We start from the raw sequence: 14,971 nt of genomic DNA on the forward strand, positions 1-14,971 counted from the left end.
ATGTCAGGCCATTTTTTTACTTATTCAAAAAGATTCTGGTGCAGCTTCTGGACGACCTGTTCGGCATCGTTGCCCGGCACCAGGAAGCAGAGGTTATAGCTCGACGCGCCGTAGCAAATCATGCGGATGTTAAACGGCTCCAGCACGCCAAACACCTCTTTGCCGACGCCGCAGGCTTTGGAAAGGCTGTTGCCAATCAGCGCCACCAGCGCCAGGTTTTCTTCCACTTCCACGCGGCAGAGCGAGGAGAGCTCGGTCAGCAGCGCCTGGGTCAGCAGCGTATCGCCGGTTGAGGTGGAGCCGGTCGTGTCGAGCGTCAGCGCCACGCTCACTTCCGACGTGGTGATCAGATCGACGGAAATATTATGGCGCGCCAGGATGCTGAACACTTCCGCGAGGAAACCGCGCGAGTGCAGCATGTTCAGGCTGTGGAGCGTCAGCAGCGTCTGCTTGCGGCGCAGCGCCAGCGCGCGGAACAGCGGCGGGTTGGTGGTTTTGTTGCACACCAGCGTGCCGCCTGCCTTTGGATCTTTGCTGGATCCGACAAACACCGGAATGTCGCTGCGCACGGCCGGCAGCAACGTCGCCGGGTGCAGCACTTTCGCGCCAAACGTTGCCATTTCGGCGGCTTCTTCAAAGGCGATTTCATCAATGCGTTTCGCGGCGGGCACCACGCGCGGATCGGTGGTGTAGATGCCCGGCACGTCGGTCCAGATATCCACGCGGCGCGCTTTCAGCGCCTCGGCGAGGAGGGCGGCGGTATAGTCGCTGCCGCCGCGGCCAAGCGTGGTGGTGCGTCCTTTGGCTTCGCTGCCGATAAACCCCTGGGTGATAACCAGCCCTTCCGCCAGGCGCGGCGCGAGCTGCTGCGTGCAGAGCTCGGCGAGCGCCGCGACATCCGGCTCGGCGCGGCCAAAGCGATCGCTGGTGCGCATCACTTTACGCACGTCAAACCAGCGCGCGTCCACGCCGCGCTCGCGCAGGATCTCAACAAACAGCAGGGTGGACATTAGTTCGCCGTGGCTGACCAGCTCATCGGTAAGCGCGGTGGAGGTCGCCAGCGACGCGGCTTCAGAAAGCGTGGCGATGTTTTCCAGCAGGCGATCAATCTCTTCGCGGATCACCGTCGGGTTTTGCAGGCGTTCCAGAATGTCGTACTGAATTTTGCGGATGGCGTCGAGCTTTACATAGCGCTCGGTCGCTTCGAGGCCTTCTGCCAGTGCCACCAGCAGGTTGGTGATCCCGGCGGAGGCGGAAAGCACCACCAGGCGGACGTGGCCGTCGTCCAGGACGACATCGGCGCTGCGGTTCATGGCGTCGAAATCCGCCACGCTGGTGCCGCCAAATTTAGCGACCACTAAAGAATCTGTCATAACAACCTCGTGTCAGGGCGCCATGCATCATGTATGGCGGAATCTGTTCAGCCTGGGCACAAGGAAAGCGCAGTAAAGGGGCGGACGCAGGAGGATAAAACCAACGTTACGATACACCCAGAAGCGCTCCACCTTGCGAAACGTTAGACTGCCGTCGTTTCGGGTGACAGCCCAGGGGATTCAGCCCCTGCAGCCGATGACGCGCCTTACCAGACAGCGCGCCATCTCGGCGTCGTTCCCCCTCGCGTGTGGTCGTGGGACGGGTTCCTCGCACACGTTACCTGGCCGACGCGCCTCTTCCTTTGATTTTCTTCCTGTTTGTGGCTACGCGTGTGTTGGCTTTCCTCGCTCACCCCAGTCACATACTTTTGTATGCTCCTGGGGATTCGCTGCGTCGCCGCCTTCGCGTAACCCCAAACCGTTTGAAAATCGTGTTTATATTCAGCTCGGGATTCACTCGCTTACCGCCTTGCCACACCCCGAACTATTTTGGAAAACAAGGATTTTCTTTCTGTTTGTGGCTACTTCGCGGCATCGCCGCCTGCGCGTAACCCCAAACCGATTGAAAATCGTGTTTTTGTTCTGCCCGGGATTCGCTCGCTTACCGCCTTGCCAGATCCCGAACTTCTCTGAAAAACACAGGCGGCTTCAGGTTGCGTAAGCAAATGGCTAAAGCCGCAGAAAAAAACAGGCCAGGCGTGCGCAGGGCGCGTCGGGCCGGTACTTATTCATAAATAAAGGGTTGGCCGGGGGATTGTCAACGATACGGTCATGGGGATTTTTCATATTACGCAGGCTGCCAGGAAAATAACTTATAACGACTATACTTTTCTCTTGTCGCCGGGGAGGCTGGCGTCCGGCCTTATGATAAAAATCATCACAATTTCAGCGACTGGCGCTACAATCGACCGCAGTCACAATTCTCAAATCACAAGAGTATTGCTATGAAAAACATCAACCCAACGCAGACTTCTGCCTGGCAGGCACTACAAAATCACTTCGACGCGATGAAGGATGTCACCCTCGCTGAGCTCTTCGCGAAAGACGCTGACCGCTTCGGTAAATTCTCCGCCACCTTCAACGATCAGATGCTGGTGGACTACTCCAAAAACCGCATCACGGAAGAAACCCTCAGCAAACTGCTGGATCTGGCAAAAGAGACCGATCTGGCGGGCGCCATTAAATCGATGTTCTCCGGCGAGAAGATCAACCGCACTGAAGACCGCGCCGTACTGCACGTCGCGCTGCGCAACCGCAGCAATACGCCGATTCTGGTAGACGGCAAAGATGTGATGCCGGAAGTGAACGCCGTGCTGGAGAAGATGAAAAAATTCTCAGAGGCCATTATCTCCGGCGAATGGAAAGGCTATACCGGTAAGCCCATCACTGACGTGGTGAACATCGGTATCGGCGGCTCTGACCTCGGCCCGTTCATGGTGACCGAAGCGCTGCGCCCGTACAAAAACCACCTCAACATGCACTTTGTTTCTAACGTCGACGGCACCCACATCGCCGAAGTGCTGAAAAAAGTGAACCCGGAAAGCACCCTGTTCCTGGTAGCGTCCAAAACCTTCACCACCCAGGAAACCATGACCAACGCCCACAGCGCGCGTGACTGGTTCCTGAAAACCGCCGGTGACGAAAAGCATGTAGCGAAACACTTCGCGGCACTCTCCACCAATGCGAAAGCGGTCGGCGATTTCGGCATTGATACGGCTAACATGTTTGAGTTCTGGGACTGGGTCGGCGGCCGTTACTCTCTATGGTCGGCGATTGGCCTCTCCATCATTCTGTCCGTGGGTTACGACAACTTTGTTGAGCTGCTCTCCGGCGCGCACGAGATGGACAAACACTTCTCCACCACGCCGTTTGAGAAAAACCTGCCGGTGCTGTTGGCGCTGATTGGCATCTGGTACAACAACTTCTTTGGTGCCGAAACCGAAGCGATTCTGCCGTACGACCAGTACATGCACCGTTTCGCGGCGTACTTCCAGCAGGGCAATATGGAATCCAACGGTAAATATGTTGACCGTGACGGTAACGCCGTGGATTACCAGACTGGCCCGATTATCTGGGGTGAGCCGGGCACCAACGGCCAGCACGCGTTCTATCAGCTGATCCACCAGGGCACTAAACTGGTGCCGTGCGATTTCATCGCGCCGGCGATTACGCATAACCCACTCTCTGACCACCATCAGAAACTGCTCTCAAACTTCTTCGCCCAGACCGAAGCGCTGGCGTTCGGTAAATCCCGTGAAGTGGTAGAGCAAGAGTTCCGTGACCAGGGCAAAGATCCGGCACAGCTGGAAAACGTGGTGCCGTTTAAAGTGTTTGAAGGCAACCGCCCGACCAACTCCATCCTGCTGCGTGAAATCACTCCGTTCAGCCTGGGCGCGCTGATTGCGCTCTACGAGCACAAAATCTTCACCCAGGGTGCCATTCTGAACATCTTCACCTTCGACCAGTGGGGCGTGGAGCTTGGCAAACAGCTTGCTAACCGCATTCTGCCGGAACTGGGTGATAACAAAGAAATCGCCAGCCACGACAGCTCCACCAACGGCTTAATTAACCGTTATAAAGCCTGGCGCGGCTGATTTTAAATAAGCGTGTCAAATAAGCGTAATGATGCCGGCAATATGCCGGCATTCTTTTCTCAGATAAATCTTGTTGTTCACCCGCCTCCCGCTACTCTTTAATCTTGAGGTTAATCCGAAAATCGCCGCGCCCGGCTTCTGCACGCCTGAAGCCTTTCAGATAAACCGGATTTCCGTTTTGCAGGGATATATTATAACAAATTGAAAAACAGGCGATTTATATAAAATCTATTACGCCATCCTTCACTGTTTGTCTAATTATCCTAAAACCCTGTGCCTATTTCCCTGGGTCGTAAACCGACAGGGGTTGTTGTGTATACTCGGAAGCGCCTGAAAATCTTTTCAGGTAAATCTCCATTCATTCAATGAAGGGAAATTGATATGAAGAAAATCCTTAGTGGCGTTTTCGCCATTGCAGCGCTTGGCGCTGTCTCAGCCCAGGCTGCACCGGTTAGCGTCGGTGAAGCGGCAGGCTCGGCAGCGACCTCCGTGTCGGTTGGCAGCTCCAGCGCCACCGCGTCAAGCACTGTAGGGTCAGTTGTCGGTGTGGCGCTTGCCGCCACCGGCGGCGGCGATGGTTCCAACACCGGGACCACGACCACCACCACCACCAGCACTGCCACCCAGTAAACCCTTCGGGGGCTTTAACCATAACCACACTACGGTGTGGTTATTTTGACTTTTTTTGGGGAAATATCGTGAAGCGACTCGCGATTGTGTTGATGTGCCTGATGATTCAGGCCTGCTCCACCACGACCAAGGGACTCGGCAATTCACTCAGGCAAAGTATTTTCGGCCCGGATGGGGTGCAGCTCACGGATGAAGATATCCAGAACATGCCCTACGCCAGCCAGTACATGACGCTGAATAACGGCCCGCAGCTCTTTGTGGTGCTCGCCTTTTCTGAAAACGGCCAGCAAAAATGGGTGACGCAGGACCGCGCGACGATCGTGACGCAGCATGGGCGCGTCGTAAAAACCTTAAGCCTCGCCGATAACCTGATAGACATGAACAATCTGGCGGCCGACCCGCTGGCGCACGCTAACCAGATTATCGACGGCGCAAGCTGGACCCGCACGATGGGCTGGACCGAGCGCCATCAGGTGCGTTACGCCACCGCCCGTTCCACCTTTACCTGGGATGGCACCGATACCCTGAAAGTGGGCAGCGACATCACGCCGGTGCGCATTCTGGATGAAGAAGTGACCACAGAAGCCGCCACCTGGCATAACCGCTTCTGGGTGGACAGCGATGGGCAGATTCGTCAGTCAAAACAATATCTGGGAGCGGGGTATTTTCCGGTCACCACCATTCTGTTGAAGGCAGCGAAATAATGAAAACCACACTTATCGCTTCGCTGATATTTAGCCTCGGCAGCTTTTGCGCTTTCGCCGACGGCACCATTACCGTTTACCGGGACCATGCACAGCCGCTAAAAGTTTCCGGCGCGAAACATCTCGCCGATCTGGTTTCTCAACCGCAGTTAGCCGGCAGCTGGTGGCTGGGTGCGGTAATCAGCGAACGTCAGGCAAGCGTTGAGGCGCAGGCGCAGCATCAGGTGCTGTTAAACCGTCTCGCGTCCCTTGCCGCCGAAGAGGGCGGCGATGACGGCGCGGCGATTAACCGCGTGCGCCAGCAGTTACAGGCCATCAAAGTGACAGGCCGTCAGAGAGTGATCCTCGACCCGGACCGCGTGCGGGTGCGTCCGCACAACAACCCGCCGCTGGAAGGTGATTACGAGCTATGGGTCGGCCCGCAGCCGTCCACTATTACGCTTGTCGGGCTCGTCAGCGCGCCTGGCAAAAAAACGTTTACGCCCGGCAAGCCGGTGACGGACTACCTCGATGAGGTCAGCCGTCTCAGCGGCGCCGAGCGCAGCTACGCCTGGCTGATTCAGCCGACCGGGCGCGTGGAAAAGGTGCCGGTGGCGTACTGGAATAAGCGCCACGTAGAGCCGATGCCTGGCAGCATTCTGTATGTCGGCTTCGCTGACCATACGTTTACCTCAGCGTATGACGGGCTGAACGAGCAAATCATCTCTTCTCTGACGCATCGGATACCGGATTAATGAAAAAACATTACTACTTCAGCCTGCTGGCGCTGGCGGTCGCTTCCGCCTGCCATGCCGAAACGTATCCGGCGCCAGTTGGCCCTTCACAAACGGATTTCGGCGGCGTCGGCCTGATGCAGACGCCGACGGCGCGCATGGCGCGCGAGGGCGAGCTGAGCCTGAACTATCGCGATAACGATCAGTATCGCTACTACTCCGCTTCTATTCAGCTTTTCCCGTGGCTGGAAACCACGCTGCGCTACACCGACGTGCGTACCCGTGAATACTCCAACGTGGATGCGTTTTCCGGCGACCAGACCTATAAAGATAAAGCGTTTGATCTCAAGCTGCGCCTGTGGGAAGAGGGCTACTGGCTGCCGCAGGTGGCGGTGGGCGCGCGCGATATCGGCGGTACGGGGCTGTTTGACGCCGAATATCTGGTCGCCAGCAAAGCCTGGGGGCCGTTTGATTTCTCGCTCGGTCTGGGCTGGGGCTATCTCGGCACGAGCGGCAACGTGAAGAACCCGCTCTGCCAGTACGACGATAAATTCTGCTACCGCGACCCGAGCTATCAGCGCGCGGGCTCCATTGACGGCAGCACGATGTTCCACGGCCCGGCGGCGATTTTCGGCGGTATCGAATACCAGACGCCGTGGCAGCCGCTGCGCCTGAAGCTGGAGTATGAAGGTAACAACTATACCCAGGACTTCGCGGGCAAAATCGATCAGAAAAGTAAATTCAACGTGGGCGCGATTTACCGCGTCGCCGACTGGGCGGATGTTAACCTGAGCTACGAGCGCGGCAACACCGTGATGTTTGGCTTTACCCTGCGCACTAACTTTAACGATCTGCGTCCGTCTTACACCGACAACCGTCGCCCTGAATATGATCCGCAGCCGCAGGACGCGGTGTTGCAGCACAGCGTGGTGGCGAACCAGCTTACTTCGCTGAAATACAATGCCGGGCTTAACGATCCGCAGATTCAGGTGAAGGGCGATACGCTCTACGTGACGGGCGAGCAGTATAAATACCGTGATTCGCGTGAAGGGATCGAGCGCGCCAACCGCATCATCATGAATGACCTGCCGCAGGGCGTGAACCGTATCCGCGTGACCGAAACGCGTCTCAACATGCCGCAGGTCACAACAGAGACTGATGTGGCGAGCCTGAAGCGACACCTGGAAGGCGAGCCGCTTGGCCATGAGACGCCGCTCGCACAGCAGCGCATGACGCCGGTCGTTGCCGAGAACCCGGAACAGGGCTGGTATATTGAGAAATCGCGCTTTAACATCGCGCTCAATCCGGTGCTGAACCAGTCCATCGGCGGCCCGGAAAACTTCTACATGTACCAGTTGGGCCTGATGGGCACCGCCGACTGGTGGATGACTGACCACCTGCTGACGTCCGGCAGCGTGTTTGTGAACCTAGCGAACAACTACGACAAGTTCAATTACACCGACCCGAAAGACAATTCACCGCTGCCGCGCGTGCGTACCCGCGTGCGTGAATATGTGGAGAACAACTATTACGTAAACAACCTGCAGGCGAACTACTTCCAGCATCTGGGCGGCGATTTCTACGGCCAGATCTACGCGGGCTATCTGGAAACCATGTATGCCGGCGCGGGCGCGGAAGTGCTGTGGCGTCCGGTGGACAGCAACTGGGCGTTCGGTATTAACGGCAACTACGTGAAGCAGCGCGACTGGACCAGCCCGCAGAATATGATGAAATTCACCGATTACAGCGTGAAAACCGGTCATCTGACCGCGTACTGGACGCCGCCGTTTGCGCAGGATGTGCTGATTAAAGCGAGCGTCGGGCAGTATCTGGCAGGTGATAAGGGCGGCACGCTGGAGGTCGCGAAACACTTCGACAGCGGAATTGTGGTGGGCGCGTACGCGACTATCACTAATGTGTCGCCGGAGGAGTACGGCGAGGGCGATTTCACCAAGGGCGTGTATGTGTCGGTGCCGTTTGATCTCTTCACCACAAGCCCAACCCGCAGCCGCGCCGCGATCGGCTGGACGCCGCTCACCCGTGACGGTGGTCAGATGCTGGGCCGTAAGTTTGATCTCTATAGCATGACCAGCGATAAGAGCCTGAACTTCCGGTAATCGTGCGGTGGTTCAGGTTTACGGAGCGGTGGGTAGTTTATGTGGGATGGTGGGTGCGCTTCGCTTACCCACCCTACGGATGGCCCCTGTTCAACGGTGGGTGAGATGTTGTAGGGCGGGTAAGCGCAGCGCACCCGCCACGCAATGGAATGCTACAACCGCCGCAACAACCGCGCCGGGTTACCGGCGTACACCCCTTTCTCGGTAATCGACTTTGTCACCACGCTGCCTGCGCCAATCACCGCGCCGTCGCAAATCGACACCGCGAGAATGGTCGCATTGCTGCCAATCGACACGCCATTACCAATCACAATCCGCCCCCAACTCTCGCTGTCCGGGTCCGGCTTGCCGTCCCGAAACATGTCGTTGGCGAACATCACGCCGTGACCGATAAAACAATCTTCGCCAATGGTCACGTACTCGCAAATAAACGTATGCGACTGCACCCGCGTACCGCGCCCGATTCGGGAATGGCGCTGGATCTCCACAAACGGGCCGACAAACACCTCGTCGCCCAGCTCGCAGCCATATACGTTGGCGGGCTGATAAATCACCACGTCGCGCCCGACGCTCACATCGCGCACGGCCACTTCACGCAGTTCAGGCACAGGCGTCGTCATCACGCACGCTCCCGCTCAACACGCGCGACAATCTGCGCCAGCGCGGCGCGTGGGCTGGTGAGCAGTTTAGGGTGGCTGAAATAACGCTCCGCGCCTGCCATGGAAGCCTGCGCCAGCGCCACGCAGCCTGCGCCGCGCGCGAAGGCCTGCTGAGTGGCTTCGGCGACGCGCTGGTGAAAGGCGTCGTGCTGACCGCTCTGAAACAGCGCCCAGGCATCAGGGATAATCTCAACGCCAAGCGGCGTGGTCGGCGGGAGTGTTGCACGAAACAGCGCGGCAGTCGGGTGCAGCGTAGTCGGCGCGGCGCAGAGCACCACAACGGGCTGTCCGGCGGTGACTGCCGCCTGCGCCAGCGCGCGATCAACACGCATAATGCCCGGGTCCTGCGCGAGAAAATCAGCGGCGGAGCCCAGCGTGGAGCAGGTGAGCAGCACCACGTCGGCGTCGGTGCGCAGATCCGCGAGCGCGGCGATTGTCTCTTTTTCAATCTCGGGCGTGACGCCGCCTGCGGCTTGCGCCTGTTCAAGCAGGTGCGGCATCACTTTATGGGTTATTAAGGCGTCTTGCGGGAGATTCAGCGCGCGGGCAGCTTCATCAAAAACCGCCACATTGCTTTGCGCCGTATGCAGGCAGGCTATTTTCATCTTCTTTCCCTGTTATCAGTAAGCGTTACGGTGCCAGCCTCTCGCGGGCCGGGCAAAACCTGAACCTTTAACTATAGACGCTCGCTGCGTTTTTAGTCTTGCCACAGCCCGAGCGCCCATAAAAAAAGGCGGCACGAGGGCCGCCAAAAGTGACTTCTTAGTCAGGGATACAATGGTACTACAGTGGCAAAATAACGATGAAGAGACTTAACCCTTAACGCCCCCCGCCGTGAGGCCGCTTACCAGCCAGCGCTGTGCCAGCAGGAAGACCACGGTAATCGGGATGGCTGACAGCACAGCCGCCGCCGCGAAATCGCCCCACAGGTAGTTTTGCGGGTTGAGATATTGCTGCATGCCGACCGCCAGCGTGTAGCTATCGACATCACGTAGCAGCAGCGAGGCGACCGGTACTTCCGTAATCGCGCCGATAAACGAAAGAATAAAGACCACCGCAAGGATAGGCACCGACAGCGGCAGCAGCACCAGACGAAACGCCTGCCACGGTGTCGCGCCATCCAGCGCCGCCGCTTCTTCAAGCGATCCGTCAATCGTTTCGAAATAGCCTTTGATTGTCCAGACATGTAGCGCGATGCCGCCCAGATAGGCGAAGATCACGCCGCCGTGCGTATTAAGCCCGATAAAGGGAATGTACTGGCCGAGACGGTCAAACAGGGCGTAGAGCGCCACCAGCGACAGCACCGCCGGGAACATCTGGAAAATCAACATGCCTTTCAGCAGCGCGCCTTTACCCGGGAAACGCATACGGGCGAAGGCATAGGCGCAGGTGGTGGAGAGCGCCACGATGCCTGCCGCGGTAATGCCCGCGATTTTCACCGAGTTCCACAGCCACAGCAGCACCGGGAACGGCGGCGGCGTTACGCGGCCATCGGCGTGCTCCACGCTGAAACCGAGCGCCAGCCGCCAGTGCTCCCAGGAGATTTGATCCGGGATGAGGCTACCGGTCGCGAAGTTGCCGGGGCGCAGCGAAATCGCCACGACCATCAACAGCGGAAACATAATGGCGGCGATAAACGCCAGCAGCAGCAGATGTGTCGCCAGCAGACGCAGCTTTTGCGATTTGGGTTGCACCATAGCCATGTGGGATCTCCTTAATCAAACTTAATGCGCGTGGCTTTGAGGTTCACGACCGCCAGCGCGCCCACCAGCAGGAAGATAAGCGTGGCGATAGCCGCCGCGAGGCCAAAGTCCTGACCGCCGCCGCCTTCAAAGGCGATACGCCAGGTGTAGCTCACGAGCAAGTCGGTATAGCCCGCAGGCGTCGTGGTGCCGATGCGGTCCGGGCCGCCGTTGGTTAACAGCAGGATCAGCACGAAGTTATTAAAGTTAAACGCGAAGCTTGCGATCATCAGCGGCGTTAGCGGCTTGATAAGCAACGGGAACGTGATTTTAAAGAAGTTCTGGAACGGACCGGCGCCGTCCATTGCGGAGGCCTCGTAGAGATCGTCCGGGATAGCTTTCAGCAGCCCCATGCAGAGGATCATCATGTACGGATAGCCAAGCCAGGTGTTGACGATGATGATCATGGTGCGCGCGGTCGTCGGGTCGGTAAACCACGCCGGCTTGATGCCAAACAGCGCGCTCAGCATCATGTTGATCTCACCAAAACTCTGGTTGAACAGCCCTTTGAAAATCAGAATGGAAATAAACGACGGCACCGCATACGGCAGAATGAGCAGCACGCGGTAGATGGCTTTACCCTTCAGCGATTCCCACTGCACCAGGCACGCCAGCACCATGCCGACCGCCACCGTCAGCACGACGGTCAGCGCCGCGAAGACGACCGTCCAGACGAAGATGGCCATAAATGGTTTCTGGATGCCTTCATCGGCAAAGACGCGCAGGAAATTATCCCAGCCGATGGTCACGGTGTAACCCGGGCTGAGCTTCTCATCGCCCCACTGGCCGTCGGCGTTCACCGACTGATAAAAGCCGATATCGTTGTTCGGGCGGTATTTCACGCCGCTCTGATTATTAGTGAGCGTGCCGTCACCGGCGAGCGTATAGAGCGGACGGGTGCCGGAGAACTGGCGCAGCGAACTCATAACGAGCTGGCTTTCGTCCGGCAGTTCGGCGGTGATCTGGTTCAGCGCCTGGCGATTCTGAGTGATAACACGCAGGCTGGCGCGTTCGCCTTCCGGCAGGGCAGGCGCGGCGGAAAGCTTCAGTTTCTGCTCGCCGCCAAATTTAAACGGTTCAGAGACATAATAGTTGCCGCTGGCGCCGTCCGTGAGGGCCAGACGCCACTGATCGCCTGCGGGATACAGGCCAAAGGTGTAGCTTTCGCCCGCCTGATATTTACGATCCATCAGCACTTCACGCGCGCGCTCCTGCGTGAGCTGGTTGGTGCTGCTGTAGTTGGTAAAGGCGATGGCGATGGTGCAGGCGAGCGGAAAGAGCACGAAAAGCCCCATGCCCGCGAGACCCGGATAAACATAACGCCACGCGTAGGCGCGGCGATTCGCGAAAATGTAGAGGCCAATTGAGCTTAAAATCAGCGTCATGATGGCGAACAGGTATTCCCCCTGTGCGTACATTAAAACGACAAGGTAACCCACCAGTAAGCCCAGCAGACCAATCGCCGACCATTTCAGCGCGTCGCTTTGCCACCAGTGTTTCTTTTTAATGACATCCATGGGGATAATCCTCAACAACGATGAAAACGTAGGTGTGGCCGTGCCACGGTGTAATGCCTTACAGGGTGTGGTGGGTGCGTTACGCTTGCCCACCTGCTTTTGTTCGTGGGGGCGCTTCGCTTACCCACCCTACATGATGTTTGCGGGTGCGCTTCGCTTACCCACCGTAAATCTCTGAGAATGGTTTTGTAGGGCGGGTAAGCAAAGCGCACCCGCCATTAACAACCGTTACTTCGCAATACGGCCCTGCGCGTCTTTCAACGCGGCGTCAACGGTCTGACGACCGGTTACGGCGTTGATGACGGCGGTACGTACGGCATACCAGAACGCGGACATTTGCGGCACGTTAGGCATAATTTCGCCGGTTTTCGCGTTCGCCATGGTGGCGGCGATGCGCGGATCTTTCTCCAGCTTCTCCTGGTAAGATTTCAACGCGACGGCACCCAGCGGCTTGTCTTTGTTCACCGCTTCCAGACCCTGGTCGGTCAGCAGGTAGTTTTCCAGGAACTCTTTCGCCAGCTCTTTGTTCGGGCTGGCGGCGTTAATACCCGCGCTCAGCACGCCCACGAACGGTTTAGACGGCTTGCCTTTAAAGGTCGGCAGCTGCGCCACGCCGTAGTTAACTTTGCTCTTGTCGATGTTGGCCCACGCCCACGGACCGTTGATGGTCATGGCGGTTTCGCCTTTGTTAAACGCCGCTTCCGCGATGGAGTAATCGGTGTCGGCGTTCATGTGTTTATCTTTGATAAGCTGAACCAGGAAATTCAGGCCCGCTTTCGCGCCCGCGGTATCCACGCCAACGTTTTTCACGTCATATTTGCCGTTTTCAAACTTAAAGGCGTAACCGCCGTCAGCGGCAATAATCGGCCACGTGAAGTACGGCTCCTGCAGGTTAAACATCAGCGCGCTCTTGCCTTTCGCCTTCAGCTCTTTATCGAGTTTCGGGATCTCTTCCCAGGTTTTCGGCGGGTTCGGTACCAGGTCTTTGTTGTAAATCAGCGACAGCGATTCCACGGCAACCGGGTAGGCAATGATTTTGCCGTTATAGCGAACCGCGTCCCATGTGAACGGGTAAAGTTTGTCCTGGAACGCTTTCTCCGGCGTGATTTCCGCCAGCAGGCCAGACTGCGCGTAGCCGCCAAAGCGGTCGTGCGCCCAGAAAATAATGTCCGGGCCGTCGCCCGTCGCCGCAACCTGCGGGTATTTCTCTTCCAGTTTGTCCGGGTGCTCAACGGTCACTTTAATGCCGGTGTCCTGTTCAAACTTCTTACCCACTTCGGCCAGGCCGTTATAGCCTTTGTCGCCGTTGATCCAGATAACCAGCTTACCTTCTTCAATCTTGGCCAGAGCAGAGGCAGAAAAGAGCGCCGTCGTCAGCGCTGAGAGGGCGAGGAGGCGTACGCCGCTTTTAATTTTCATAACTCCTATCCTTTTAGTGGTTTGCGCGTGGATACACGTGTTGGCTTTACGTGTAACAGTCTGGGCATCTGACAAGCGCTTCTCATCCTCCTTTCCTCTACGCCCCACCGCCTCGTAGTGTGATCTGCATAACATAAGTGGATTTTCTGTGGCCCCGCGCACAGAAAACCGCTGCGTTTTTTGCCGCTTGCATCACGAAAATCGCCGCGGGCCGCCCGGCCGCAGGACGGTCGCCAACCCCTCATCCTCCCGTCTCCTCCCCCATAAAAAAGGCAGGGGTGGAGGATGGCTCGCCCTCGCGCAAGGCGCATAGTGCCGTCAACGTGTTTTTCCCGCGGCAAGCGGGTGAAGTAGACAAGGGAGAAGGGAATGGCAGGCGTTCAGCTTCGCAACGTAACAAAAGCCTGGGGCGATGTGGTGGTATCGAAGGATATCAATCTTGATATTACCGAAGGCGAGTTTGTCGTATTTGTCGGGCCGTCGGGCTGCGGAAAATCCACGCTGCTGCGTATGATTGCCGGGCTTGAGACCATCACCAGCGGCGATTTGCATATCGGCGGCAAGCGTATGAACGACGTGCCGCCCGCCGAGCGCGGCGTGGGGATGGTGTTTCAGTCTTACGCGCTCTATCCGCACCTGTCCGTGGCTGAAAACATGTCTTTCGGCCTGAAGCTGGCAGGCGCCCGCAAAGAAACCATCAACCAGCGCGTCACTCAGGTGGCGGAAGTGCTGCAACTGGCGCATCTGCTGGATCGCCGTCCGAAAGCGCTCTCCGGCGGTCAGCGTCAGCGCGTGGCGATTGGCCGTACGCTGGTGGCGGAGCCTTCCGTATTCCTGCTCGATGAGCCGCTCTCAAACCTTGACGCCGCGCTACGCGTGCAGATGCGTATTGAGATCTCCCGCCTTCACAAGCGCCTTAAGCGCACCATGATTTACGTCACCCACGATCAGGTCGAAGCGATGACGCTCGCCGACAAAATCGTGGTGCTGGACGCGGGCCGCGTCGCCCAGGTGGGCAAGCCGCTGGAACTCTATCACTACCCGGCGGATCGCTTCGTCGCGGGCTTTATCGGCTCGCCGAAAATGAACTTCCTGCCGGTGAAAGTCACCGCCACCGCTATCGATCAGGTGCAGGTGGAGCTGCCGAACCGCCAGCTGGTCTGGCTGCCGGTGGAAAGTACCCATGTTCAGGTGGGTGCCAACATGTCTCTTGGCATTCGCCCCGAACACCTCCTGCCGAGCGATATCGCCGATGTGACGCTGGAAGGCGAGGTGCAGGTGGTCGAACAGTTAGGTCATGAAACTCAGATTCATATCCAAATCCCTGCGCTGCGTCAGAACCTGGTTTACCGCCAGAACGACGTCGTGCTGGTAGAAGAGGGCGCCACATTCGCTATCGGCTTGCCGCCGGAGCGTTGTCATCTTTTTCGGGAAGATGGCACCGCCTGTCGTCGGTTGCATAAAGAGCCAGGCGTTTAAGCGCCCCCGCTTACAAAGAAAAGC

Annotated in this window: 12 protein-coding genes and 1 riboswitch; of the genes, 6 read left to right on the plus strand and 6 right to left on the minus strand. The window is 57.8% G+C overall.

Translation table 11 applies throughout. The annotated features are described in order from the left end of the window. Positions 1–20: 20 nt before the first annotated feature. Entirely contained in the window at positions 21–1,373 is a 1,353-nt protein-coding gene (lysC, locus tag AFK66_RS01295; RefSeq protein ID WP_007778597.1) for a lysine-sensitive aspartokinase 3, read from the minus strand. A gap of 113 nt (positions 1,374–1,486) precedes the next feature. After that, positions 1,487–1,680, minus strand: a riboswitch (Lysine riboswitch). A gap of 637 nt (positions 1,681–2,317) precedes the next feature. Between lysC and pgi the strand changes: the two genes are divergently transcribed. The 5 genes from pgi to AFK66_RS01320 all read left to right on the plus strand — a co-directional run bounded on the left by pgi (position 2,318) and on the right by AFK66_RS01320 (position 8,131). Next, a complete protein-coding gene (gene pgi / locus AFK66_RS01300; RefSeq protein WP_007778595.1) occupies positions 2,318–3,967 on the plus strand; it encodes a glucose-6-phosphate isomerase in 1,650 nt (549 codons plus the stop codon). Positions 3,968–4,348: 381 nt separating this feature from the next. Beyond that, the gene (yjbE, locus tag AFK66_RS01305; RefSeq protein ID WP_004387525.1) at positions 4,349–4,597 is read left to right on the plus strand and encodes an exopolysaccharide production protein YjbE; all 249 of its coding nucleotides are present in this window, start codon (positions 4,349–4,351) and stop codon (positions 4,595–4,597) included. A gap of 68 nt (positions 4,598–4,665) precedes the next feature. After that, complete coding sequence (locus tag AFK66_RS01310) at positions 4,666–5,301, plus strand: YjbF family lipoprotein (protein ID WP_004387526.1); 636 nt, start codon at positions 4,666–4,668, stop codon at positions 5,299–5,301. After that, positions 5,301–6,035 (plus strand): capsule biosynthesis GfcC D2 domain-containing protein, encoded by a 735-nt coding sequence (locus AFK66_RS01315; RefSeq protein WP_007778592.1) that lies wholly within the window; start codon positions 5,301–5,303, stop codon positions 6,033–6,035. Before AFK66_RS01310 ends, AFK66_RS01315 begins: the two co-directional genes overlap by 1 nt. Beyond that, complete coding sequence (locus tag AFK66_RS01320) at positions 6,035–8,131, plus strand: YjbH domain-containing protein (RefSeq protein WP_007778591.1); 2,097 nt, start codon at positions 6,035–6,037, stop codon at positions 8,129–8,131. The genes AFK66_RS01315 and AFK66_RS01320 overlap by 1 nt, the downstream gene beginning before the upstream one ends. Before the next feature lie 152 nt (positions 8,132–8,283). Here AFK66_RS01320 and AFK66_RS01325 read toward each other — a convergent pair whose 3' ends face one another. The 5 genes from AFK66_RS01325 to malE all read right to left on the minus strand — a co-directional run bounded on the left by AFK66_RS01325 (position 8,284) and on the right by malE (position 13,468). After that, positions 8,284–8,739: an acyltransferase gene (locus AFK66_RS01325; protein WP_161573988.1), complete on the minus strand. Its 456-nt coding sequence runs from the start codon at positions 8,737–8,739 to the stop codon at positions 8,284–8,286. 11 nt (positions 8,740–8,750) lie between these two features. Further along, a complete protein-coding gene (locus AFK66_RS01330) occupies positions 8,751–9,395 on the minus strand; it encodes a hypothetical protein (protein ID WP_007778587.1) in 645 nt (214 codons plus the stop codon). Positions 9,396–9,602: 207 nt separating this feature from the next. Continuing rightward, positions 9,603–10,493: a maltose ABC transporter permease MalG gene (malG, locus tag AFK66_RS01335; RefSeq protein WP_004387533.1), complete on the minus strand. Its 891-nt coding sequence runs from the start codon at positions 10,491–10,493 to the stop codon at positions 9,603–9,605. Positions 10,494–10,504: 11 nt separating this feature from the next. Next, positions 10,505–12,049, minus strand: coding sequence for a maltose ABC transporter permease MalF (gene malF, locus AFK66_RS01340; RefSeq protein WP_007778585.1), 1,545 nt, complete (start codon positions 12,047–12,049; stop codon positions 10,505–10,507). A 228-nt stretch (positions 12,050–12,277) separates the two neighbouring features. After that, positions 12,278–13,468: a maltose/maltodextrin ABC transporter substrate-binding protein MalE gene (gene malE, locus AFK66_RS01345; protein ID WP_004387535.1), complete on the minus strand. Its 1,191-nt coding sequence runs from the start codon at positions 13,466–13,468 to the stop codon at positions 12,278–12,280. Positions 13,469–13,837: 369 nt separating this feature from the next. Between malE and malK the strand changes: the two genes are divergently transcribed. After that, complete coding sequence (malK, locus tag AFK66_RS01350) at positions 13,838–14,947, plus strand: maltose/maltodextrin ABC transporter ATP-binding protein MalK (RefSeq protein ID WP_004387536.1); 1,110 nt, start codon at positions 13,838–13,840, stop codon at positions 14,945–14,947. Positions 14,948–14,971 lie beyond the last annotated feature (24 nt).

The sequence above is a fragment of the Cronobacter malonaticus LMG 23826 genome, assembly GCF_001277215.2.
Taxonomy (GTDB): domain Bacteria; phylum Pseudomonadota; class Gammaproteobacteria; order Enterobacterales; family Enterobacteriaceae; genus Cronobacter; species Cronobacter malonaticus.

Coding starts and splice junctions, on each gene's coding strand:
- lysC (WP_007778597.1), bottom strand. CDS start 1,373: ATGACAGATTCTTTAGTGGTCGCTAAATTTGGCGGCACCAGCGTGGCG.
- pgi (WP_007778595.1), top strand. CDS start 2,318: ATGAAAAACATCAACCCAACGCAGACTTCTGCCTGGCAGGCACTACAA.
- yjbE (WP_004387525.1), top strand. CDS start 4,349: ATGAAGAAAATCCTTAGTGGCGTTTTCGCCATTGCAGCGCTTGGCGCT.
- AFK66_RS01315 (WP_007778592.1), top strand. CDS start 5,301: ATGAAAACCACACTTATCGCTTCGCTGATATTTAGCCTCGGCAGCTTT.
- AFK66_RS01320 (WP_007778591.1), top strand. CDS start 6,035: ATGAAAAAACATTACTACTTCAGCCTGCTGGCGCTGGCGGTCGCTTCC.
- AFK66_RS01330 (WP_007778587.1), bottom strand. CDS start 9,395: ATGAAAATAGCCTGCCTGCATACGGCGCAAAGCAATGTGGCGGTTTTT.
- malG (WP_004387533.1), bottom strand. CDS start 10,493: ATGGCTATGGTGCAACCCAAATCGCAAAAGCTGCGTCTGCTGGCGACA.
- malF (WP_007778585.1), bottom strand. CDS start 12,049: ATGGATGTCATTAAAAAGAAACACTGGTGGCAAAGCGACGCGCTGAAA.
- malE (WP_004387535.1), bottom strand. CDS start 13,468: ATGAAAATTAAAAGCGGCGTACGCCTCCTCGCCCTCTCAGCGCTGACG.
- malK (WP_004387536.1), top strand. CDS start 13,838: ATGGCAGGCGTTCAGCTTCGCAACGTAACAAAAGCCTGGGGCGATGTG.